This is a genomic window from Pseudoselenomonas ruminantium, from assembly GCF_900104055.1.
In the GTDB taxonomy this organism is placed as follows: domain Bacteria; phylum Bacillota; class Negativicutes; order Selenomonadales; family Selenomonadaceae; genus Selenomonas_A; species Selenomonas_A ruminantium_C.
This window is the reverse complement of record NZ_FNJQ01000001.1, coordinates 23,167-46,523: the sequence shown is the minus strand read 5'-3', so window position 1 is coordinate 46,523 and position 23,357 is coordinate 23,167. Positions and strand designations below refer to the sequence as shown.

Genomic DNA, 23,357 nt, shown 5'->3' with positions numbered 1-23,357 from the left:
AGGCTGGCTCCTGTATTGTTCTCTTTAAGGAAATATAATTTATGATTGATATCGATAAAAAATTACTCGAATGGCGTGAACTGCACGGGTATAAACAGCAACAGGTTGCAGATGCCCTTGGTGTTAGTCGTGCAACATATGCGAATTATGAATGTGGCAGGCGTTCTCCTGATATAAAGGGATTGATCCGGTTAGCGGAGTTCTATGGGATTTCGCTCGATGAGCTGGTCGGTTATGATAATAATGGCTCAGAGGGTACCTCTTTGGCACCGCAGGACAAGCAGCTGTTAAAGCAATACAGACGATTGACGGACGAAGGCCGGGAGCGAATCAGCAATCAGATTGAATGCGAACTGCGGATTGATGCGGAGGCTGCTGCCAAACGTCGCGAAAAGCAAAGGCAGGGGATAGAAGCTGCTCAAAAGGCTGGTGTCCAGTATGGCCGGCCTAAGGTTGCACTTCCCCAAAATTGGAATACGGTCTATGCTCAATGGAAAGCGCAGGATATAACTGCGGATGAGGCGGCTGTGAAATTAGGGATATCAAAGGCTACATTATATAGGATGGTAAAGAGAGTGAAGCAAAATTAATCAGCTGTGGTAATGCTATATTGGTATAAGTTGGTTTTTGCGTTATAATAAAGGCGTTATATTTTTTACGCTGGAGTTGATTCCTAATGAAAATAAATAAATCCGCTTGTCCCTATGATTGCCCGGATTGTTGCGGGTTATTGATCACGACGGAGAATGGACGAGCAATCAAAGTCGAGGGTGATCCGGCGCATCCGTTTACCCGCGGTACGCTTTGTCCGAAGATGGCCCATTATGAGCGGACGGTCCATTCGCCCAAACGCTTACTGACACCTTTAAAGCGCATGGGCGCAAAGGGAGAGGGAAAGTTTGTCTCTATCAGCTGGCAGGAGGCTGTCGCTGAGATTGCCAGCCGTTGGCGGGAAATCATTGATCGATATGGGGCGGAGGCAATTCTGCCTTATTCCTATGCCGGGACAATGGGAACCATCCAATACAGTGCCGGTCATGCCCTGTTCTATGCCCTGGGCGCTTCGAGCCTTGACCGTACGATTTGTGCTCCGGCCAAGGCAGAGGGTTATCGCTCCCTGATGGGGGGGACTTTGCCGACAGCTCCTCAGGAAGCACAGAAAAGTGACTATATCATCCTTTGGAGTATCAGCATGCTGGCCACGGATATCCATTTCAAGCACGATGTGGATATCGCCCGGAAAAACGGGGCTAAAATCGTCTGTGTGGATACCTATGAAACGAAAACAGCTCAATATGCCGATGAATTCATCTGCGTGAAGCCCGGTTCGGATGGTGCGCTGGCTTTGGGGATGCTGCATGTGCTGGCGCGGGAAAATCTGGCGGATGAAGATTTCATTGCCCGTTATGTGCAGGGCTGGCAGGAACTGGAAGCAAAAGTCCTGCCACAGTATCCGCCAGAAAAAGTGGCGGCTATAACAGGGCTGGATGCAGAGAGGATAGAGACTTTCGCCCGGGCTTTTGCTGCGGCCAAAGCTCCCTTTATCCGGTTGGGCAGCGGCCAGTCCCGCTATGGCAACGGAGCGATGACTTCCCGGCTCATTACCTGCCTGCCGGCGGTGGTGGGGGCTTATGCCAAGGACGGAGGCGGGTTGCTGACCTCCTCCTCCGGCAGTCATGCCTTTGATAAGGACATCATCCGCCGCCCGGATATGGAAAAGAAGGATGTTCGTCATATCAATATGATCAAGCTGGGAGATGTGCTGACGGACAGCTCCCTGCAGCCGCCGGTGAAGAGCCTGTTTGTCTATTCTTCTAATCCCGCCTGTACGGCACCGGATCAGAACAAGGTGTTGGCGGGGCTTAAGCGGGAAGATTTGTTCACGGTGGTGCATGAGCGCTTTATGACGGATACAGCGCTTTATGCCGATATTGTACTGCCGGCTACGACTTCGCTGGAGCATGAGGATATCTACTATTCTTATGGACAGTATGTGATCCAGCGTGCCAAGCCGGTTATTCCCGCTGTGGGGGAGAGCAGATCCAATTGGCAGGTGGCACAGTTATTGGCAGAAGCTATGGGGCTGGAGGATGCTTTTTTCCAGCAGAGCGAAACGGAGCTGGTCGAAAAGTTTATCGCCAGCACGGATAAAGCCTGGCCGCTGCCTGTGGATAAAGACAACCTGGCTCAGGGAGAACCGGTGGAACTGCCTCTGCCCGAGAATTACAAACTGGCTTTCAAGACGCCTTCGGGGAAGATTGAAATCCTGAATCCGGCGCTCGATATGCAGCTGCCGGATTATCTGCCGCCGCATCTGGCAGAGGATAAGGAAGAGTTTATCCTGATCAATAGTCCCGATCCCCGGATTTTGGATAGTTCCTTCAACGAACGCGAGGAATTGACCAGGGGCAATATCATGGTCCTGATGATGAACCCTGCCGATGGGCAGAGCCGTCATATCCTGGATGGTGACACGGTGATTGCGGAAAATACGCAGGGGCAGGCGGAATTTACAGTCAAACTGTCCGAGCGGGTGCAAGCGGGGACTGTGGTCAGTGAAGGCATCTGGTGGCGGGAACATACAGCTGCGGGCAATACGAATCTGCTGACACACCAGCGGACGACCGATAGGGCGGACGGCAGTACGTTCTATGATGTCAGAGTAAATCTAAGAAAAAAAGTCCAATAAAAAATACAATAAATTGCTTACAAGGGTTGCATTTAAGTGACAGGCAGGCTATAATGTTAACAAAGCAGACGAGAGCTGCTCAAGGACAAATGAATACATTGCCTTTTTAAAATGCGTACTGCGATGCGCATAAGGGGACCCTGTCATATAGCTAGTAGTATAACTATAACCTGAAGTAAAGCGGGAGCTTTCTTATGCATACGCATAGGAAGCTCCCTTTTTTGATACTTGATTATCGATATGCGGGCAATTTTGCAAAGACAATGATTTCTCTCTTGAAAGTTTATGCAACTTTAATGTATAATTATTTATGTCAACCTGTTAAGGAGTGAATGACTTGGAGAAAAACAATGTATCCCTGCGGGGAAAGAATGTTTTGGGCCTGGAGGATTTCAGCCCGGAAGAAATTCGCTTGGTGCTTGAAACCGCCAAGGAAATGAAGAACATCATTCATCGGGATATCAAGAAGGTACCAACCCTGCGCGGTAAATCCATTGTTACCCTGTTCTATGAACCCAGCACCCGTACCCGTACTTCCTTCGAGCTGGCGGGCAAATACCTCGGGGCTGACGTGGTCAACATCACGGCAGGTTCCAGCAGCATCGTCAAAGGCGAAAGCCTTAGAGATACGCTCTACACCATCGAGGCTATGGGCGTGGATGCTATCGTTATGCGCCACAAGGCAGAGGGCGCGGCGGAATACGCTTCCCGCGTGGTCAGCCCAGTAATCCTCAACGCCGGTGACGGTGCGCATGCGCATCCGTCCCAGGGGCTCCTGAACCTCTTCACGATCCAGGAGCATAAGGGCCATCTGGAAGGCCTGAAGGTAGCCATCATCGGTGATGTGCTGCACAGCCGTGTGGCCCGCTCCGATATCTACGGCATGCGCAAGATGGGCATGGAAGTGCATATCGCCGGCCCCAAGACCTTGTTGCCGCGCTTCCTCTATGAAGAGCCGGGCATCGTGGTGCATGAGCGCATTGAAGATGCCATCGCTAACGCCGATGTCATCGAAGTGCTGCGCATCCAGCTCGAGCGCATGAAGGGCGGCCTGTTCCCGACGACAAGAGAATACGCTCGTATCTTCGGTCTTAACGATACGCGCCTGAAACTGGCCAAGGATGATGTGCTGATCCTGCATCCGGGCCCCATGAACAAGGGCTGGGAAATCTCGCCCTTCACGGCTTACGGTCAGAATTCGGCCATTCAGGAAGAAGTACAGAACGGCGTAGCTGTGCGCATGGCGCTCTTTACCTTGGTGCTGACGGGAGGAAAACAGGCATGAAAATTTTGCTCAAAGGCGGACGTGTAATCAATCCGGAAACGAAATTCGATGAAGTGGCAGATGTGCTGGTAGAAGATGGCAAGATTGCTCAGATTGCCAATGGCATAAAGGATGCGGCAGATGAAGTGCTCGATGTTACGGGCAAGGTAGTAACGCCGGGGCTTATTGACCTGCATGTGCATCTCAGAGAACCTGGTCAGGAGGCCAAAGAGGATTTTGCTTCCGGCTCCAAGGCGGCAGCCGCTGGCGGTTTTACCACCATCTGCACCATGCCCAATACCAAACCGGTTGTGGATACGGCAGCCCTCGTGCGTAGCCTCAGAATGCGCGCACAGGAAGCCGCCTGTGTCAATGTGGAAATCATCGGCGCGGTGACGAAGGGACAGGAAGGCAAGGAACTGGCCGAAATGGGCGATATGCTTGAAGCCGGTGCCGTAGCCTTCTCGGATGACGGACATTTTGATGCTAATGCCAAGGTGATGCTCAATGCTTATGATTATCTCCATACATTTGACAAGGTAATCATCAATCATGAGGAAGAAACGACGCTGGTAGAAGAGGGTGTGATGAACGAAGGTCATCGCAGCGCCATGCTGGGCCTTAAAGGTCGTCCATCCGTAGCGGAGGATATCGCCGTAGCCAGGGATGTGCTGTTGGCGGAATATGCCGGTGCTCGCGTCCACGTAGCCCATATCAGTACGGCCCGTTCCGTTGACATCGTGCGTCAGGCCAAGAAACGTGGCGTCAAGGTAACCGCTGAAGCTACGCCGCAGCACCTGACCATGACGGAAGAGTGTGTCAACCTCTTTGACACCTCCACGAAAATCAATCCGCCCCTGCGTGCTCAAAAGGATTGTGAGGCAATTCTCGAAGGTTTGAAGGATGGCACTATTGATGCCATCGTCACCGACCACAGCCCGCATGCGCAGGAAGAAAAGGACAGGGAGTACATCTTTGCACCGAGTGGTTTCCCGGGCCTTGAAACATCTTTGGGCATCATGCTGACGGATCTGTACCACACGCAGAAGCTGGACCTGCCGCTGATTGTTTCCAAGATGAGCTACGAACCGGCCAAGGTTTTCGGACTGGAAGCAGGTAATCTGAGCGTTGGCGCGCAGGCGGATATCACGGTCATTGACCCGGAACTGGAATGGACGGTTGACGAAAAGAAATTCTATACCAAGGGCAGCCATAGCCCCTTCGTGGGGCGTAAGCTCAAAGGCAAGGCAGTGCTGACCATGGTCAAAGGTAAAGTAGTTATGCAGGATGGTAAAGTTCTGGACTGACATATTTGCTAACATAATTAATGAGGTGTTTTCATGAAGGGTAAATTAATCCTCGAAGACGGCAGCGTTTTTACGGGGCAGTTATTGAATGATAGCCGGGCCACCGGCGAAGTGGTGTTCAACACCAGCATGACGGGGTATCAGGAAAGCCTGACGGACCCCAGCTATTGCCGCCAGATACTGACGCTGACCTATCCAATGGTAGGCAACTACGGCATTGCGGAGATTTTCATGCAGTCCCGCAAGGCCTTTGTGGGCGGCTTTGTAATCGGCGAGCTCTGCGAGTTGGGCAGCAACTGGCATTATGAGGAGAGTCTGGCAGAATTCTTGACGCGTCAGAATATCCCTTGCCTTTATGATGTGGATACCCGCGCCGTAACCCGCAAGATCCGCAACGCCGGTACCATGAAGGGGATTATCGTACCCGAGGATGCCACGCAGGCAGAAATCGATAAACTGATGGCTGTGCCCATCAAAAAAGAAGTGGTTATGGAAGTGACCACGCCGCAGGCTTACACCATGGAAGCCGAACAGGAAGATGCACCGCTGGTGGTGGCTATGGATTTTGGCGTCAAGCAGAATATCCTGACTTCTCTGCACGATATTGGCTGCAAGCTGCAGGTGGTACCGGCAGATACGAAAGCAGAAGATATCCTCGCGATGAACCCGGATGGGATTTTCCTGTCCAACGGCCCTGGCGACCCTGCGGATGTGCCGGAAATCGTGGAGGAAATCAAGAAACTCATTGGCAAGAAGCCCATCTTCGGCATCTGCCTGGGCCATCAGCTCATTGCCAGAGCCCTGGGCGCTAAGACTTACAAGCTCAAGTTCGGTCACCGCGGCTCCAACCAGCCGGTCAAGGACCTGCGCACGGGCAAGGTACAGATTTCCTCCCAGAACCACGGCTTTGCGGTGGAGGAGGAGTCCTTGAAGGATTTGCCTCTGGAAGTAACCCATATCAATGTCAACGATGGCACGGTGGAGGGCATGCGCCACAAGGAACTGCCGCTGTTCTCCGTGCAGTATCATCCGGAAGCCTCGCCGGGCCCGGACGACAACCTCTATCTGTTTGACGAATTTTGGACCATGTTGAAGGGAGAATAAGATGCCAAAGAAGGAAAATCTCAAAAAAGTAATGGTTATTGGCTCTGGCCCCATCATCATCGGTCAGGCAGCAGAATTTGATTATGCTGGCTCTCAGGCCTGCCGGGCCCTCAAAGAAGAAGGGCTGGAAGTTGTACTCGTAAACTCCAATCCGGCTACCATCATGACGGATACCCATATTGCTGACCGGGTATATATCGAACCGCTGACGCCGGAGTTCCTCGAAGAAATCATTGCCAAGGAAAAACCGGACGGCCTCTTGGCAACCCTGGGTGGCCAGGCTGGTCTGAACCTGGCTGTGCAGCTGGCTGAGCGCGGTGTGCTCGAAAAGTACGGTGTGGAACTTCTCGGTACGCCGCTGACGGCTATCAAGCAGGCGGAAGACCGTGAACTCTTCAAGGAAACCATGGAAAAGCTCGGTGAGCCTATTCCTGAAAGCACCATTGTCGAAGATGTGCCTAGCGCCGTGGAATTCGCGAGTGGCATCGGCTACCCCGTAATCGTGCGTCCGGCTTACACCATGGGCGGCACCGGCGGCGGTATTGCGGAGAATGAAGAAGAGCTCATCGATATCGTCATCAAGGGCCTCAACTACTCCCTGATTGGTCAGGTGCTCATCGAGCGCAGTGTGGCCGGCTGGAAGGAAATCGAGTATGAAGTCATGCGGGACGGCAATGACAACTGCATCACCGTCTGCAACATGGAAAACTTCGATCCCGTGGGCGTGCATACCGGTGACTCCATCGTCGTGGCTCCGTCCCAGACGCTGACGGATCATGAATATCAGATGCTGCGCAGCGCTTCTTTGCGCATTATCCGTGAACTGGGCATCGAAGGCGGCTGTAACGCCCAGTATGCCCTGGACCCTAATAGCAACCGCTACTATGTCATTGAAGTAAATCCCCGTGTGAGCCGCTCTTCGGCATTGGCTTCTAAGGCAACGGGCTATCCTATCGCCAAGGTTTCCGCCAAGATTGCCATCGGCTATACGCTGGATGAAATCACCAATGCCGTCACCCAGAAGACCAAAGCCTGCTTCGAGCCGTCCTTGGACTACTGCGTCGTGAAATTCCCGCGCTGGCCCTTTGATAAGTTCGTCTATGCCGACAAGACGCTGGGCACTCAGATGAAGGCCACGGGCGAGGTCATGAGCATTGACCGTCACTTTGAAGGTGCCATCCTCAAGGCCGTGCGTTCGCTGGAAATCGGTGTGCACCGCCTCTGTATGGCCAAGATGAAGGATTGGGATGATGCACGGGTTAAGAAGAACCTCACCCGCATCAACGACGAGCGCATCTTCGTCATTGCCGAAGCCCTGCGCCGTGGCATTGCTGACGTCGATGAAATCCACAACATCACAAAGGTTGATAAGTGGTTTATCAATAAGATCAACAACATCGCTCAGGTAGAAAACCAGCTGGCAAATGACGCTTTGACGCCGAGCCTGATGCTGGCAGCTAAGAACGTAGGCCTTGCTGATGTATCCATCGCCGAAATCACGGGCAAGACGGCAGACGAGATCCGCACTACCCGCAAGAGCATGGGCGTCCTGCCCTGTTACAAGATGGTCGATACCTGTGCCGCTGAGTTCGAAGCTGCTACGCCGTATTACTACTCCACCTTCCGCGGGGAGCAGGACGAAGTGGAAGTTTCCAACAAGCGCAAGGTCATCGTGCTGGGTTCCGGTCCAATCCGCATCGGTCAGGGTGTGGAATTTGACTACTGCTCCGTACACTCCGTATGGGCGCTTAAAGAGATGGGCATTGAAGCCATCATCATCAACAATAACCCGGAAACCGTATCCACAGACTTCGATATCTCTGATAGACTGTATTTCGAACCGCTGACCACCGAGGATGTGCTGAACATCATCGACAAGGAAAAGCCTGAAGGCGTTATCGTGCAGTTCGGCGGCCAGACGGCCATCAACCTCGCAGCTTCCTTGCAGAAGGCTGGTGTCAAGGTATTCGGTACCTCTGTTGACGATATCGATAGGGCAGAGGATCGCGAGCGCTTTGATGAAGTCCTCACACAGACGCAGATTCCCCGTCCGCAGGGCATCAGCGTGACCAATCTCGAAGATGCCATCAGCGGGGCTGAGCGCATCGGCTATCCGGTCATGGTACGTCCTTCCTATGTACTGGGCGGCCGGGCCATGGAAATCGTCTACAACGAAGCAGAACTTCGCGACTATATGAGCCGTGCCGTCAAGGTTACGCCGGACCATCCGGTGCTGGTTGACCGCTATATGCAGGGCACGGAAGTGGAAGTGGATGCCATCTCCGACGGCATCGATGTGCTGATTCCGGGCATTATGGAACATGTGGAGCGCGCAGGCGTGCACTCCGGCGACAGTATCGCCGTATATCCGGCGCAGACTCTGCCCGCCAAGGTGCTCTACACCATCATCGACTACACCAAGCGTTTGGCTGTGGCCCTGCATGTCAAGGGCCTCCTGAACATCCAGTTCGTTGTGGTCAATGACGAGGTCTTCATCATCGAAGTGAATCCCCGTTCCAGCCGTACTGTGCCCTTCCTGTCCAAGGTGACGGATGTGAAGATGGTGAACCTGGCCACTCGCATTGCGCTGGGGGCTTCCCTCAAGGAAGTCAGTGACCGCACGGGCCTCGTACCGCCCAAGCCCTATGTGGCCGTAAAGGCACCGGTCTTCTCCTTTGCCAAGATGACGGATGTGGATATCGCTCTCGGGCCCGAGATGAAATCCACGGGCGAGGTCATGGGCATTGACTATCACTATGCAAGAGCTCTCTACAAGGCCATCGTGGGCTCCGGCATCAATGTGCCCACCAAAGGCTGCGTGCTCTTCACGGTAGCCGACAAGGACAAGGAAGAGATGAAACAGCTGGCCAAGGCTTTCTCGGAACTGGACTTCAACATTGCCGCTACGGAAGGTACCGCCAAGGCCATCAAGTCCATGGGTATCGATGTGGAAGTAGTGGGCAAGGTGCATGAGCGCAGCTCCGACATCATCGAAAAAATCAAGACCGGCAAGATCCATATGGTCATCAATACCCTGACGCAGGGCAAACATTCCCTCAAGGATGGTTTCAAGATCCGCCGTGCGACCGTTGAGCATGGCATTGCCTGCTTGACCTCGCTGGATACTGCCTGGGAAGTCATGCGGGTGCTGAGCTTCATGCGGGAACGCCGTCTGGTTTACTCGCTGGCCATTCAGGATTATGTAGGCGGAGGTGACGATCTTGCCTAAGTTTGCCATTGATGGCGAGATTGTTGCGCAGAAGGAATTAGCCCAGAATGTATGGCGTTTGGAGGTAGAGGCGCCGAAAATCGCTCGGGAGGCAGAGCCGGGACAGTTTGTCCAGCTGCAGATCCCCAGTGGTGCCTTTACCCTGCGCCGCCCGGTGGGCATAGCAGAAGTAAACCTGCAGAAGGGCACGGTGGCTTTTATCTACCGAGTGGTGGGCAAGGGCACAAAAGCCCTGTCCGCACTTTCCACAGGCACTATGATCAATGTGCTGGGGCCCTTGGGCCATGGCTTTAGCTGCAAAGCCAGCCGCCCGCTATTAGTTGGGGGCGGTATGGGCTTATCGCCGCTGCTGTTCTATGCCCAGCATTTGCAGGGGCAGGCGGATGTGCTGATGGGTGGCCGCTGCGAGCGGGAACTCTTCTGGCAGGAAATCTACGCGCCGCATGTGCAGGAAGTATTCTGCACGACGGATGACGGTTCCTGCGGTACGAAGGGCTTTACCACGACGCTGCTGCCGGAACTGCTGGCCAAAGGAAATTACGATCTAGTCATCGCCTGCGGTCCGGAAATCATGATGAAGGGCATTGCCAAGATTGCGCAGGAATATAATGTGCCCTGTCAGGTATCGCTGGAGAAGCGCATGGGCTGTGGCCTGGGTGCCTGCCTGTCCTGCTCCATTGATACCACGGACGGCCAGCGCAAGAAGGTCTGCAAGGATGGCCCGGTTTTCTGGGCAGAGGAGGTGTTTGACCTCAGATGAGCAGAGCAATCAATATGGCAGACAAACGCCTGCAGACGAGTATTGCCGGTATCCAGATGAATACGCCAGTGCTGACCGCTTCGGGAACCTTCGGCTTCGGCGAGGAGTTTGCCGAATTCGTGGACCTCTCCAGATTGGGCGGCGTCATGGTCAAGGGCACCACCTTAAAGCCCCGCCGGGGCAATGAGGGCATCCGCATTACGGAAACGCCCATGGGCATGCTCAACTGCATCGGCCTCGAAAATCCCGGTGTGGACGTTTTCTTGCAGGAAACTTTGTCCCGCCTCGCGAATTACAACATGAATGTAATCGTGAATATCTCGGGAAGTACCGCGGAGGAATACGGTGTGCTGGCAGAAATGCTGGATGTGCCCGGAGTGGCGGCCATTGAACTCAATGTTTCCTGTCCGAATGTCAGGGAGGGCGGCATCGTGTTTGGCACAGATCCCAAAGCTGCGGCGGCAGTGGTCAAAGAAGCCAAGGCCCATACGAAAAAGCCGGTTATCCTGAAGCTTTCGCCTAACGTAACGGATATCGTCACCATGGCCAAAGCCGTGGAGGATGCGGGCGCAGATATCATTTCCCTGATCAACACTCTGTTAGGTATGGAAATCAATATCCGCACGAAGAAGCCCACCTTGGGCAATATCACCGGCGGCCTGTCCGGCCCCTGCGTGAAGCCCGTGGCCCTGCGCATGGTCTATCAGGTGGCGAAAGCCGTCAAAGTGCCGCTTATCGGCATGGGGGGCATCAGCTCAGCAGAGGACGCCATTGAGTTCCTGCTGGCTGGCGCCAGTGCAGTGGCAGTCGGCACGGCCAATTTCAATGATCCCGCTGTGACCATGAAAATCTGCGATGGCATCAACGATTATCTGGCCCAGCAGCATATCGAGTCGGTACGGGATATCATCGGTGCAGCACTTTAAGTTCAATTTTACAGTATACAGGAGGCCCGGTTATGGCAGATGAACGCTTGATAGCAGCTTTGGATTTCCACACGATGGAAGATGTGGAACGGCTGGTGACATCATTAGGAGACAGTGTGTCCTATTACAAGGTAGGCATGGAGCTCTTTTACAGTGTGGGCGCTCAGGTGGTAACCTGGCTCAAGGAACAGGGAAAAGATGTTTTTCTGGACCTCAAACTTCACGATATACCCAATACAGCGGCGGGCGGTATCTGTTCCCTGATGCGCTTAGGGGCAAATATGCTCAACGTGCATGCCAGCGGTGGTTACACGATGATGAAGACCACCGTGGACAGGATGCATGCAGAAGCGGAAAAAATGGGCATTAAGTGCCCAAAACTGATTGCAGTTACGGTACTGACCAGCATCAATCAGGAAGACTGGGAAGGCCTCGGACAAGCTATTCAGATCAAGAGTGCCGTCGTGCGCTATGCCAAGCTGGCCAAGAAAGCCGGTTTGGATGGCGTGGTGGCCTCGGCGCAGGAAGCTGCCCTTATCCGGCAGGCCTGCGGCGATGATTTCCTGATTGTCACGCCGGGCATAAGACCTGCCGGCAGTGATGTCAACGACCAGAGTCGTATTGCTACGCCGGCTAACGCTTTGAAGGATGGTTCCACCCACTTGGTGATTGGCCGTCCGATTTATGCCGCGGCTGATCCGAAAATCGCCGCTTTGAAGATTATAGAAGAAATGGAGAAAGTACGATAAGATGACGGAACAGGAAGTAAAAGAATTACTGATTGAAACGGGCGCGATTATGGATGGTCATTTCCTTTTGACCTCCGGTTTGCACAGCCCCCACTATGTGGAGAAATTCAACGTGCTCCAGCAGCCGAAATATACGGAAAAACTCTGCCAGGCCATGGCTGAGAAATTCAAGGATGCCAATATCGAAACGGTAGTCGGTCCTGTGACCGGCGGCATCCTGCTGGCCCATGAAACGGGCAAGGCTCTGGGCACCAGAGCCATCTTCACCGAACGTGTGGACGGTAAGATGACCTTCCGTCGCGGCTTCACTCTGCATGAAGGAGAACGCTGCCTGATCGTGGAGGATATCGTGACCACCGGCGGCTCCATCAAGGAAGTCATTGAAGTGGTCAAGGCTCATGGTGGCATTCCCGTAGCCGTGAGCATGCTCGTTGATCGCAGCGGCGGCAAAGCCAGCTTCGGTGACGTGCCCTGCACGGCACTCCTGCATATGGATGTGGAAACCTACAAGCCTGAGGAATGTCCGCTGTGCAAACAGGGAATTCCGATGACCAAAAGAGGCAGCACGGGTAAAAAATGATAGCAAGAAAGAATAGGAGCGCAGATGCGCTTCTATTTTTTCTTGCCAAAAGTCAAAAAAACAAATATAATAGAGTAAAAGTCAAATGGTCAATTGTAATTGAATTTATAGAAGGTGATGAAAGTGAGCAATATTGCCGATTTGATTGAAGCCTATATTTTACGGCAGCTGGCCACTCAGCAAGATGGCAAGGTGGAATTGCGGCGCACGGATATCGCCGACGAGATTTCCTGTGCGCCTTCGCAGATCAGTTATGTGCTGTCCACCCGCTTTACCCAGGACAAGGGGTTTGTGGTGGAGTCGCGCCGTGGCTTGGGCGGGTTTATTCGCATCGTGCAGGTGCCGGTCAAGAATATGGTCTATGAGGACATGCTGGCGGCTATCAAGCCGGATACGGAACTGCCGGTGGTGCAGTCAATGATCAAATATCTCCTGCAGCATGAGATGGTGACGGCGCGTGAGGCCTCGCTGATGATGCAGTTTGTCGTGTCCATCTTCCAGTCCGAGAGCATCACGGATAAAGAACGGGTACGGATGCTCAAGACGATGCTGCTGACCTTGGAAAATTTCTCGTAAGGGGGAACGGATATGTTATGTGATGATTGCGGGCGCCATGAAGCCGTGGTGCATATCACCCAGATTGGTCCCAATGGCCGGGTGGAGAAGAACCTCTGCGAGTCCTGCGCCGCTAATTATAGTGAATTTGTGAATGTGCCGCATCAGGATAAGCGGCATGTGTCGGTAGATGATTTCCTGCGGGGAATCTTCAACAGCACCAACAGTGCTCCTGCCGGAGAAAATCCGGAAAAGAATGCGGCCGGGGAGTTGGTATGTCCCCGCTGCGGTATGAGTTACCGGGATTTCAGCCAGCAGGGCAAGATTGGCTGTGCTGCCTGCTATGCGACCTTCCGCCAGCAGCTGGAACCCATGCTTCGGCGTATCCATGGTTCCAGCGTCCATCGAGGCAAGATTCCCCATCGCAGCGGCGGAACCCTGGAACTCAAACAAAACATTGTGCTCTTGCAGCAGGAGTTGAAGGCCTGCGTGGAGAAGGAAGAATATGAAAAGGCCGCGGAGCTGCGCGACAAGGTGCGGGCTATGAAACAGGAATTGGCTGCCAAGGAAGGGGGCAGAAAGAATGCTTGAACAGTTATTACAGGATAGTAGTCTCTGCTGGCTGAAGCCCGCGGAGGCCGATGGTGATGTGGTACTGGCCAGCCGGATTCTGCTTTCCCGGAATCTGCGGGATCTGCCCTTCCCCAATCGGGCCAGCCTGTCGGAACTCAAGCTGGTGGAAGACCGCTTGGCTGCGGTGATGCCGGAGCTTTCTCAGGTAACTGGGGAGGAACTTGTTGGTGTGGAAATGGAAAAACTTTCCCATCTGCAGCGGGAAGTCCTGCGGGAGAAGCAGCTGATCAGCGAAAATCTCCTGCGCAATCCTCAACACCGGACGGTGTTCTTAGGTGCTAGCCAGCAGGCCAGCGTAATGGTCAACGAAGAAGATCATATCCGCATCCAATGTGTGACAACGGGATTGGATCTGGCCAAGCCGCTCAAGCTGGCCTTTGCGATGGATGATCTGCTAGAGAGCAAATTGGATATTGCCTTTGATGAAAAGATGGGATATCTGACTTCGAGCCCCACCAATTTAGGAACGGGCCTGCGGGCCAGTGTCCTGCTGCATCTGCCGGGCCTCGTCTTTACCCGCAATGTCAGCAATATCATCAATATCTCACCGCAATTGGGGTTGGCTGTACGGCCACTATTCGGCGATGAGAAGGAGCAGCCGGGCTGTTTGTTCCAGATTGCCAATCAGCTGACTTTGGGCTATTCCGAGCAGGAGCTGATCGATAACCTGCGCGGAGCTGTGACGGAGATCGTGGCCCATGAACGCCGGGCCCGCAAGGCATTGGCTCTCTACATGAAGGAACGGCTGGAAGATGAAGTCTGGCGGGCATTTGGTACGTTGTCTTACGCTCGCTTGCTATCGGAAAAGGAAGCTTTGGAACTGCTGTCCCGCCTGCGGTTGGGAATGGATTTGAAATTGATCCGCGGTCTGGCACCGGAATGTTATGGACAGCTGCTGCTGAGCAGCCGTACCAGCTTCCTGCAGAATCTGGCGGCCAACGAGAACCTGTCCAAGACGGAAATTGACCGGTTGCGGGCGCAGCATATGCGGCGGCTGATGGAGCAGCATCATGTACGCCGGGAGGAATGACTATGGATTATCGCAATCATTTTACCAATATGGCCATCAAAGCCATTGAATTTGCCCAATATGCGGCAAGGGACCTGGCCCAGGACTATATTGGCACGGAACATATCCTGCTGGGCCTTCTCCATGAACGAGAAGGCCTGGCGGCTCGGGCCATGGGCGCTTTGGGTATGAGCTTTGAAAAGGTGGCTGCCCAGGTGCAGCGCATAGCCTCCCGGGAGGCGGAGTATCCCGGGGACAATCCCTACTATACTCCCCGTGCCAAGCGGGTGATGGAGGGGGCGTATGAAGAGGCCCAGAATCTGGGGCATAATTATATCGGCACGGAACATATCCTGCTGAGTCTGTTGGAAGAAACCGAAGGCGCGGCTGTAGAAGTCCTGGAGCTCATGGGCATCGATCCCGATGCTTTGCAGGAGGAAGTCATGGACCGCATCGACGGCCAGCACCCCGAAGGCGACGGCCCGCTGCCGGAACACAAGCATGGCCGTCATCAACGGGAAGGTACACCGTTGCTCAAAAAATACGGGCGTGACCTCAATAAGATGGCCCGTGAAGAGCAGATGGACCCGGTGATTGGCCGGAAAACGGAAATCCAGCGGGTGATTCAGATCCTGTCCCGCCGCACGAAAAACAATCCCGTGCTCTTAGGTGAGCCGGGCGTGGGCAAGACGGCCATTGCCGAAGGAATGGCCCAGCGCATCGTGGACGGCACGGTGCCCTATATGCTGCAGGATAAGAAAGTGGTTTCCCTGTCTATGGCTTCGCTGGTAGCTGGGGCCAAATACCGCGGGGAATTTGAGGAACGCCTGAAGGGCGTGATTGAAGAAATCCAGCAGGCGGGCAATATCATTCTCTTTATCGATGAAATGCATACCTTAGTGGGAGCTGGCGCAGGTGAAGGCGCGTTGGATGCAGCTAATATCCTGAAACCGGCCCTGTCCCGTGGCGAAATCCAGATTATCGGTGCGACCACGCTGGATGAGTACAAGAAGTATCTCGAAAAAGATGCGGCCCTGTCCCGCCGCTTCCAGCCCATCATGGTGGAGGAACCGGATCTGGGGGATGCAGAGAAGATTCTCTATGGCCTGCGCAGCAAATATGAGGAATTCCATCATGCGACCATTGAAGATGAGGCCATCAAGGCTGCGGTGCGCCTGTCACACCGTTATATCACGGACCGGTTCCTGCCGGATAAGGCCATCGATTTGATGGACGAAGCGGCATCCAAGGTGCGTATGAGTCAGGTTGTGCCTACTGCCAGATTGCAGGAACTGCGCGATCAGCTTCAGCAGCTGCTGGTGGAGAAGGAAGCGGCGATTACTGCCCAGGATTATGAAAAGGCGGCCCGCATCCGGGATAAGGCCTTGAAAATCAAGGAAGAATTGGATGAAAACCGCAAGGATTGGTCGAAAAAGGGCCAGAGCCATATCACGGTGACAGCTGAGGATATTGCGGCCGTGACCTCCCAATGGACGGGCATTCCAGTGAGCCAGTTGGCTGCTACGGAATCGGCACGGCTGTTGAAGCTCGAAAAGATTCTGGGCAAGCGGGTAATCGGTCAGTCAGAGGCTGTCAAGGCCGTGGCCAAGGCTATCCGCCGCGCGCGTTCGGGGCTCAAGGATCCCAAGCGTCCCATCGGTTCGTTCCTGTTCTTAGGGCCTACCGGTGTGGGCAAGACCGAGCTGGCGCGTACGTTGGCCGATGCCCTCTTTGGCTCGGAAGAGGCAATTATCCGCTTCGACATGAGCGAATATATGGAGAAGCACACGGTTTCCCGGATGGTCGGGGCGCCTCCGGGCTATGTAGGCTATCAGGAGGGCGGGCAGCTTACAGATGCGGTGCGCCGCAAGCCTTATTCGATTATCCTCTTGGATGAAATCGAGAAAGCCCATCCGGATGTGTTCAACCTGCTGCTGCAGGTGCTCGATGATGGCCGTCTGACCGATGGCCAGGGCCGCACCGTGGATTTTCGCAACAGCGTGATCATCATGACTTCCAATGCTGGCTCGAACCTTCTGAAGAAAGCCAAGAGCTCCATGGGCTTTGCCGTGGGCAATGTGGACGAAAAAGAAGCTGAGGAAAAGGCAGCAGAAAAGCGCGTGCTGGAAGCTGTAAAGCATATTTTCAAGCCGGAATTCCTGAACCGCGTGGACGAACAGCTGGTGTTCCATCCGTTGGGACGCACAGATCTGGCAAAAATCGTGGATATCCTGTTGCAGGATGTGCGCAGCCGCCTGCAGGAAAAGGATATCCAGCTGGATATCAGTCCCTCTGCCCGGGGCAAGCTGGTGGACGAAGGCACGGATTTCAAATTCGGTGCCCGTCCGTTGAAACGGGCTATCCAGAAGCTGGTCGAGGACGAGATTGCCGAAATGCTGCTGGCAGGCAAGTTCAAGGCCGGCGATACCATCGTTGTGCGCAAGAGTGGCAATGAATTGGAATTCACGAAAAAAGCCAAGCGGTCTGTAAAGCGCAAGGAGCTGGAACATGTCCCGCAATAAACTCACTCCGCAGGATACTAGCGGGCGGCTTTGGAACTTCGTCGTGAATTTTTTCTGGGCCATCGTCTGGCTGGGGCGGAGTATTATACGGATCGTAAAAAAGAAGATATAACGAGAAGAGCAGGATTACCTGCTCTTCTTTGAAGTTTTTGAACCGAAGGGATGGATATTATTGGCCAAAAAGAAAAAGACAGTCTTTGTCTGTCAGGATTGCGGCTATGAAGTGCCCAAGTGGCTCGGGAAATGTCCGGGATGTGGGGCTTGGAATACCATGGTGGAAGAGGTAGTGGCACCGGAAACGGGGGGCAGTTCCAGCAGCGGCGGTCTGCGGCTGGGGCTTTCGGATGCTCAGAAGCCACAGCCGATAGGCGAAGTAGCCATTGAAGATTTACCGCGTTTTGGTACGGGTTCAGGAGAGCTGGACCGGGTGCTGGGCGGCGGCGTGATTCCTGGTTCCATGGTGCTAATTGTGGGCGATCCCGGTGTGGGTAAGTCCAGCCTGACCTTGCGCGTCTGTGCGGATGTGGCCCGTGCTGGCCGCAGTGTGCTCTATGTGACAGGCGAGGAAAGCACCCGGCAGGTGCGGATGCGCGGTGACCGGCTCAAGGCCATTGCGGATAAGCTCTATGTGGTCAGCGAGACCAATATGGAGACCATCGAAGCACATATTGAAAATACCAAGCCGGATCTGCTGGTTATCGACTCCATCCAGACTGTGTTCAAGCCGGAAGTGCAGAGTGCGCCGGGCAGCGTATCCCAGGTACGCGAGTGTGCTGTGGACATCCTGCGTATTGCCAAGGGCCGGGGCATTGCGGCGTTTGTGATTGGTCATGTGACCAAAGAGGGCAACTTAGCCGGTCCCCGTGTGTTGGAACATATCGTGGATACCGTGCTTTATTTCGAAGGAGAGCGCAATGCCGAATACCGGGTGCTGCGGGCGGTCAAGAACCGCTTCGGCAGCACCAATGAGCTAGGGCTCTTTGAGATGCGTGATGTGGGGCTCGTGGATGTGCCGGATGCGTCCAAATTATTCCTGTCCGACAGGGAGGGGGATAGCGGTACGGTCATCATTCCTACAGTGGAAGGCACACGGCCCCTGCTCGTGGAACTGCAGGCCCTGGTTGCACCTACTCCCTACGTGCCGCCAAGGCGCACGGCTGATTCTGTGGATATCAAGCGGATTCAGTTATTGTTGGCGGTGCTTGAAAAACGCGTGCATCTGCAGGTCGGTGCCTGTGATGTCTATGTCAAGGTCGCAGGCGGCATCAAGATTGATGAACCTGCCGCCGACTTAGGCATCTGCGTAGCCATGGCTTCGAGCTTTGCCAACCGGCAGATCCGGCCCAAGACCATTGTCTTCGGCGAAGTGGGGCTGTCCGGCGAAGTCCGGGCCGTAGGTCAGGCAGATGTACGCATCAACGAGGCCAAGCGTTTAGGGTTTGAACATGTGGTGCTGCCCATGAAGAATTATCGCCAGCTGACCGGTGAGGTAAACGGAATCAAACTTTATGGTGCGGAAACCATCGGTGATGCGTTGAAATTAGCCATGCCCAGAAATTAAAAATGTAGTATAATGGATTATAACGTTGCTTCTGCATAGAGAATAGACAAGCAGATGGGATATAGAACTGAAATTTTACGTATGGGGGCACGGTTTATGGAATTTCGGCAGTTAGAGTATTTTTGTGCAATCAGCGAGTTGAAGAATTTTACCCGCACGGCAGAGGCACTGCATGTTTCGCAGCCTTCTGTTACGAAAGCGATAAAGGCCTTGGAAGCAGAGTTGGGGCTGCTGCTTATTGACCGGCGGCAGAAGCAGGTACATTTGACGGAAGAAGGACAGGCCTTCCTGTTTCATGCCAAACATATCATGAAGGCTGCAGCCGTGGCGCTGAAGGATATGGAGCGCTATCGCCAGGATAAGCGCGAAACCATTCATTTCGGGATTCCCCCCATGGTGGAGGCTTATTTATTTCCGGATCTGTTCACCAAGTTCAAGCAGATATTCACCGACGTCGATCTGGATGTGCAGGAGTTCAATGATTCTGAAGAGGTGCGCAAACGCATTGAGCTCGGTGAACTGGATTTTGGGATTGTCCTGGGAGAGCCTGGAAATGCCAGAGAAAATGAACTGATCATCATGCGGGATTCCATGAGTATCTGTATTCCGCCTCAGCACAAGCTGGCAGCCGAGAAGGAAATACTTTTTTCTCAGCTGAAAAATGAGAAATTCATCATGCAGCATCCCAATACTTATCAGTATAAGGCTGTCTATGAACAATGCCATAAGGCAGGTTTTGTTCCGAAGATAACCCTGTGTACGACGCAGATCAAAACGATTAAGCAATTGGTGGCTAACAGCATGGGGATATCCATTTTGCCGGATTTTGTTACCCGTTCGGAAAAGATTTTTGTACGCCGGTCGTTGAAACCGGCGCTCAAGGTGCAGATTGCACTCAATTGGGGAACCTATAAGGGCCTGTCTGCAGTAGATACGCAATTTATTGAGTTTATCAAGGATTATGCCGAAAAGAATTTTACCTCGTAAAGAGAAATGCGCATAAGAAAACAGCCTGATCAATTACTGGTCAGGCTGTCTTTTTATGGTTTAAATGCCCATTTCAATATTGTGGATAATCGTGGTGAGTTTTTCCATTTCCAAACTCGTACGGTTATTGATTGCTTCGAGTGCCTTGATGGACTGGGTGGATTTCTGGATATGCGCGATGCCTTCGTTGAGGCTTTTATGCAGCGCCTTCATCTGCTTAGAGAAGTTTTCGTCAAATTCATTGATTTGCTGTTCAAAGTCCTTGTTGTCCACGAGAATCTTGTCGATTTCGTTTACGTCATGGAGCAGGGAACTGATGGCTTCGTCAGAGACGTGCAGATTGGTCTGGGTGTTTTCTGCCAGCTTGCGTACTTCCTGAGCGACAACGGAGAAGCCACGTCCTGCTTCTCCAGCCCGGGCGGCCTCGATAGCCGCATTGAGGGCCAGCAGGTTGGTCTGGGCGGCAATCTCGTTAATCATCTTCATGACATCGTCGATTTTCTGGGTGCTTTGGGAGAGCATATCCAGTTTCGGGGTGATTTCCCGATTTCTGTCCGTAAGCTGGTTGAACAGGCCGTTCTGTTCGTCGATGCCGCCGGAAAGCTGTTGGATGGCAGCCTGGATCTGATCTACGTCCTGAGACATCCGCATAATGGTCTTGACGATATCCGGCATCTTGGACTGATAATCCTGGAACATGCTGATAAGGTTATCCTTGAGCTTGTCCGTGTGTTTCTGCCGATCGATGATGCGGTTGTAGAAGAACGCATTGCAGTTGGCATAGATTTTGGCAAAATTATCGATGTATTCATCGGAGAAAATGGTACCTGTCGGTACATGGTAGAAGAAGATGGCAGTCAGGGTTTCGTTGACATGCAGGCCGGCGATTTCACCGAAGCTAGAGAAACCGGCAACAGGAATATCCTTGAATTCATCGATATGCTTGATTTCATCCGGATAGCCTAAGCGGCGCAGGATACAGTCGTTTAAGATGCCGCCTATAGGCTGAGGCTTATTCTGATTGTATTTGCGCAGGTCACGGGACAAAGATTGATCCAGGGAAATACGCTTCATCAGGTAAAGCCGCTCGCCGGTAACCACATCGCAGAAGAAGTTGATACGGTTATTAGCCTCATCAAAGCCCGACAAAGTGCGGATGAAGTCTTCGCCGTTGACATCGGTGGCAAAGGTATAATCCTGCATCCTGGCCTGTACTTCAGCGGTGGTTTCCACGTGGAAATAATGTTTGAGAGCATCGATGATGGGAACTTCCCCTTCAGGGCCTTCGACGGTTTCCACATAGCGCAGGGCGCTGTTGGCTGAGCCGATGATTACGGAGCTGTCAGTACGTTCAACGGCCTGAGACTTGAAAATGCCGTAACGGTATTCTTTATGCAAACGCACAAGGATGATTACCGCATGATTTTCCAAACAGGTGTTGTCGTCATAGATATAAGTATGGGCGAAATCCAGGTTGCCAGCAGAACTGCCACCAATAAAGGGGATGGGGAACTTGCCCGAGGCAAACATGGCTTCGGAAACGAAGGTTTCACAACTGGAAACACCATCGATGTAGACCATGGCAAAGCAATGGCCGATGCTGAGACGGAAAGGCGGTGTATGCCGCTCGATTTCCCTCTGGATGGCCTTTACGCGGTCATTGACCGTCATATCCACATTGCCGCTGCGCAGGTCTGCATCCGGCAGGGGGATATGCATGGTGTAGGTGTTCTCAATCATGCGATTGGAGAAGGCTTGCAAAAGGACTTTGCCTCGATGCTCTGGTGCTTCGCAATATAGTGTATGGCTGCCCTGCGGACGGCAGAGCTCACCCGATGTGGTCATCAGCAGCAATTTGGTACTGGAGGGAATCTCAGCTTTAATCAGCCGGGCAACTTCCGGTACATCCAGATCAGGGGAAACGAAACCGACGATCATGGCGGCGCCTTGTGCTACATCTGCCAGATCTTTCAATCGCAGGGCGGTCAGCTCGCTCTTGGATAGATAAGCAGTTTTTATATCGGTCAGTTCTGTGGCTGCCGTAGGGACTGGTGCCGGCGCAGCGGCTTCGGCTCGTTGGGGCGCATCGAAAAATTTGAACATATGCAAACACCTCTCAAAAGTTCTATCAGTATCCCACATCCATATAAACTCTTTGCTTCTTTTATTCGTGCTTGCAAATAAAATTCCTGCTGCTTAGGGCTTATTTATTATGAAAAAGGAAAATAATATTGAAAAGCCGAAGGCAGGCTGTAGTGTTCTGCAATTTCCTGCGAATTTGCCCAGACAAAAGGCAGATTGTTATCCCTGACGGTCAGCCCCGTAGCGGGAGCAACTTCTACCAGCCAGCCGGAAAGCTGCCATTCGATATGAGAAAAGGTATGTTTGGCGGGGGGGAGTATCTGCAATTTTTCTGCCTCTAAATCATGTTCTGCCAGCCAGCGGATGACTTCGTCTTTCCGGAGTTTGCCCGGCAGGTTGGGAAATTCCCAGAGACCTGCCAGCAACCCTTTGGCGGGGCGCTGATGCAGTGCAATGGTATCTCCCTGCCGGAGCAGTAGGATGGTATGTTTTTCCTGCCGGCGTTGGCGGGCGGAGCTCTTTTGAGGAAGCTCCAGTTCCAGGCCCTCGGCATGCGCCAGACAAATCCTGGCGAGAGGACAGCAAGCGCAATGAGGCATGCCATGCGGCAGGCAGATGGTGGCACCCAGGTCCATGAAGGCCTGATTGAGCTCACCAGCAGTGCTGCCACTGGGATAATGAGGAGCAAGCGTATCTTCCATGGCTTTTTTCGTGGCAGGGGCAGCGATGTCGGCGGTTGAGGCAAGTACCCGGGATAGAACCCGCAGTACGTTGCCGTCAACGGCGGGGCAGGGCTGGCCAAAGACAATGGAGCCGATGGCGCTGGCAGTATAGCGGCCGATGCCGGGAAGTTTTAGCAGAGCTGTGAAATCCTGTGGCAGCTTCCCTCCGTATTCCTGACAGATGACAATGGCGGCTTTCTTGAGATTGCGGGCCCGGGAATAATAGCCAAGGCCCTGCCAAAGTTTCATGAGCCGGTCATCATCACAGGCTGCTAGTGCTTCGATGTCGGGCAAAGCGGACAGGAAGCGTTCATAATAGGGAATCACGGCACTGGCTCGTGTCTGCTGCAGCATGATTTCCGACAGCCAGGTATGATAGGGCGTAGGGGCGCTGCGCCAGGGAAGTTCCCGGGCGTCTGCCTGTCCACGGTACCAGTCAGGCAGGATAGCCAGCAGATCAGGAATCAGTTCTGTATGGGGAAGATTGATCGTTTTTCGCAAGATATAATCCTTTCTAAAGCAAAATCCAATTATCTGGATGAGAATTTATAGTGAAGGTAAATTGTATCATATTCAGTGAGGCTATCGCAAGATTATACAATTCGCGATAATTTTCGCAAAAAAGTAACAAGAAAAACTTTTTAATTCGCTGAAATGGACAAAAGTGCAACCGATACA

Annotated in this window: 18 protein-coding genes; 16 read left to right on the top strand and 2 right to left on the bottom strand. The window is 53.2% G+C overall.

From position 1 onward, the window contains the following. Nucleotides 1-41 precede the first annotated feature (41 nt). The 16 genes from BLQ59_RS00200 (at nucleotide 42) to BLQ59_RS00125 (ending at nucleotide 19,875) form a co-directional block, all read left to right on the top strand. Nucleotides 42-590, top strand: a complete 549-nt coding sequence (locus tag BLQ59_RS00200) for a helix-turn-helix domain-containing protein (protein ID WP_074570543.1) — start codon at nucleotides 42-44, stop codon at nucleotides 588-590. A gap of 86 nt (nucleotides 591-676) precedes the next feature. Beyond that, nucleotides 677-2,689, top strand: coding sequence for a molybdopterin-containing oxidoreductase family protein (locus tag BLQ59_RS00195; protein ID WP_074570541.1), 2,013 nt, complete (start codon nucleotides 677-679; stop codon nucleotides 2,687-2,689). A gap of 337 nt (nucleotides 2,690-3,026) precedes the next feature. Next, the gene (locus BLQ59_RS00190) at nucleotides 3,027-3,974 is read left to right on the top strand and encodes an aspartate carbamoyltransferase catalytic subunit (RefSeq protein WP_014424829.1); all 948 of its coding nucleotides are present in this window, start codon (nucleotides 3,027-3,029) and stop codon (nucleotides 3,972-3,974) included. Continuing rightward, nucleotides 3,971-5,260, top strand: coding sequence for a dihydroorotase (locus BLQ59_RS00185; protein ID WP_074570537.1), 1,290 nt, complete (start codon nucleotides 3,971-3,973; stop codon nucleotides 5,258-5,260). Before BLQ59_RS00190 ends, BLQ59_RS00185 begins: the two co-directional genes overlap by 4 nt. A 33-nt stretch (nucleotides 5,261-5,293) precedes the next feature. Continuing rightward, nucleotides 5,294-6,364 carry a glutamine-hydrolyzing carbamoyl-phosphate synthase small subunit gene (carA, locus tag BLQ59_RS00180; protein WP_074570534.1) on the top strand — a complete coding sequence of 357 codons (1,071 nt, stop codon included), beginning with the start codon at nucleotides 5,294-5,296 and terminating at the stop codon, nucleotides 6,362-6,364. A gap of 1 nt (nucleotide 6,365) precedes the next feature. Further along, nucleotides 6,366-9,593: a carbamoyl-phosphate synthase large subunit gene (gene carB, locus BLQ59_RS00175; RefSeq protein ID WP_074570532.1), complete on the top strand. Its 3,228-nt coding sequence runs from the start codon at nucleotides 6,366-6,368 to the stop codon at nucleotides 9,591-9,593. Continuing rightward, nucleotides 9,586-10,353 (top strand): dihydroorotate dehydrogenase electron transfer subunit, encoded by a 768-nt coding sequence (locus tag BLQ59_RS00170; RefSeq protein WP_074570529.1) that lies wholly within the window; start codon nucleotides 9,586-9,588, stop codon nucleotides 10,351-10,353. The genes carB and BLQ59_RS00170 overlap by 8 nt, the downstream gene beginning before the upstream one ends. Further along, on the top strand, nucleotides 10,350-11,279 hold the full coding sequence (locus BLQ59_RS00165; protein WP_074570527.1) for a dihydroorotate dehydrogenase: 930 nt from the start codon (nucleotides 10,350-10,352) through the stop codon (nucleotides 11,277-11,279). Before BLQ59_RS00170 ends, BLQ59_RS00165 begins: the two co-directional genes overlap by 4 nt. 32 nt (nucleotides 11,280-11,311) lie before the next feature. Then, nucleotides 11,312-12,028: an orotidine-5'-phosphate decarboxylase gene (gene pyrF, locus BLQ59_RS00160; protein ID WP_074570524.1), complete on the top strand. Its 717-nt coding sequence runs from the start codon at nucleotides 11,312-11,314 to the stop codon at nucleotides 12,026-12,028. A gap of 1 nt (nucleotide 12,029) precedes the next feature. Beyond that, the gene (gene pyrE, locus BLQ59_RS00155) at nucleotides 12,030-12,608 is read left to right on the top strand and encodes an orotate phosphoribosyltransferase (RefSeq protein ID WP_074570521.1); all 579 of its coding nucleotides are present in this window, start codon (nucleotides 12,030-12,032) and stop codon (nucleotides 12,606-12,608) included. Between the two features lie 123 nt (nucleotides 12,609-12,731). Further along, a complete protein-coding gene (locus BLQ59_RS00150; RefSeq protein ID WP_014424797.1) occupies nucleotides 12,732-13,184 on the top strand; it encodes a CtsR family transcriptional regulator in 453 nt (150 codons plus the stop codon). A 12-nt stretch (nucleotides 13,185-13,196) separates the two neighbouring features. Then, nucleotides 13,197-13,754, top strand: a complete 558-nt coding sequence (locus BLQ59_RS00145; RefSeq protein ID WP_074570519.1) for a UvrB/UvrC motif-containing protein — start codon at nucleotides 13,197-13,199, stop codon at nucleotides 13,752-13,754. Next, complete coding sequence (locus BLQ59_RS00140) at nucleotides 13,747-14,826, top strand: ATP--guanido phosphotransferase (protein WP_074570514.1); 1,080 nt, start codon at nucleotides 13,747-13,749, stop codon at nucleotides 14,824-14,826. The genes BLQ59_RS00145 and BLQ59_RS00140 overlap by 8 nt, the downstream gene beginning before the upstream one ends. A 2-nt stretch (nucleotides 14,827-14,828) precedes the next feature. Further along, on the top strand, nucleotides 14,829-17,327 hold the full coding sequence (locus tag BLQ59_RS00135; RefSeq protein WP_074570511.1) for an ATP-dependent Clp protease ATP-binding subunit: 2,499 nt from the start codon (nucleotides 14,829-14,831) through the stop codon (nucleotides 17,325-17,327). Nucleotides 17,328-17,499: 172 nt separating this feature from the next. Beyond that, on the top strand, nucleotides 17,500-18,888 hold the full coding sequence (radA, locus tag BLQ59_RS00130; RefSeq protein WP_074570509.1) for a DNA repair protein RadA: 1,389 nt from the start codon (nucleotides 17,500-17,502) through the stop codon (nucleotides 18,886-18,888). 96 nt (nucleotides 18,889-18,984) lie between these two features. Continuing rightward, nucleotides 18,985-19,875, top strand: a complete 891-nt coding sequence (locus BLQ59_RS00125) for a LysR family transcriptional regulator (RefSeq protein ID WP_074570506.1) — start codon at nucleotides 18,985-18,987, stop codon at nucleotides 19,873-19,875. Nucleotides 19,876-19,935: 60 nt separating this feature from the next. On the opposite strand, the gene BLQ59_RS16470 is transcribed toward BLQ59_RS00125, so the two are convergent. Both BLQ59_RS16470 and mutY read right to left on the bottom strand, forming a co-directional pair. Then, the gene (locus tag BLQ59_RS16470; protein WP_074570503.1) at nucleotides 19,936-21,978 is read right to left on the bottom strand and encodes a methyl-accepting chemotaxis protein; all 2,043 of its coding nucleotides are present in this window, start codon (nucleotides 21,976-21,978) and stop codon (nucleotides 19,936-19,938) included. 107 nt (nucleotides 21,979-22,085) lie between these two features. After that, nucleotides 22,086-23,180, bottom strand: a complete 1,095-nt coding sequence (mutY, locus tag BLQ59_RS00115; protein WP_081342376.1) for an A/G-specific adenine glycosylase — start codon at nucleotides 23,178-23,180, stop codon at nucleotides 22,086-22,088. Nucleotides 23,181-23,357: the final 177 nt, after the last annotated feature.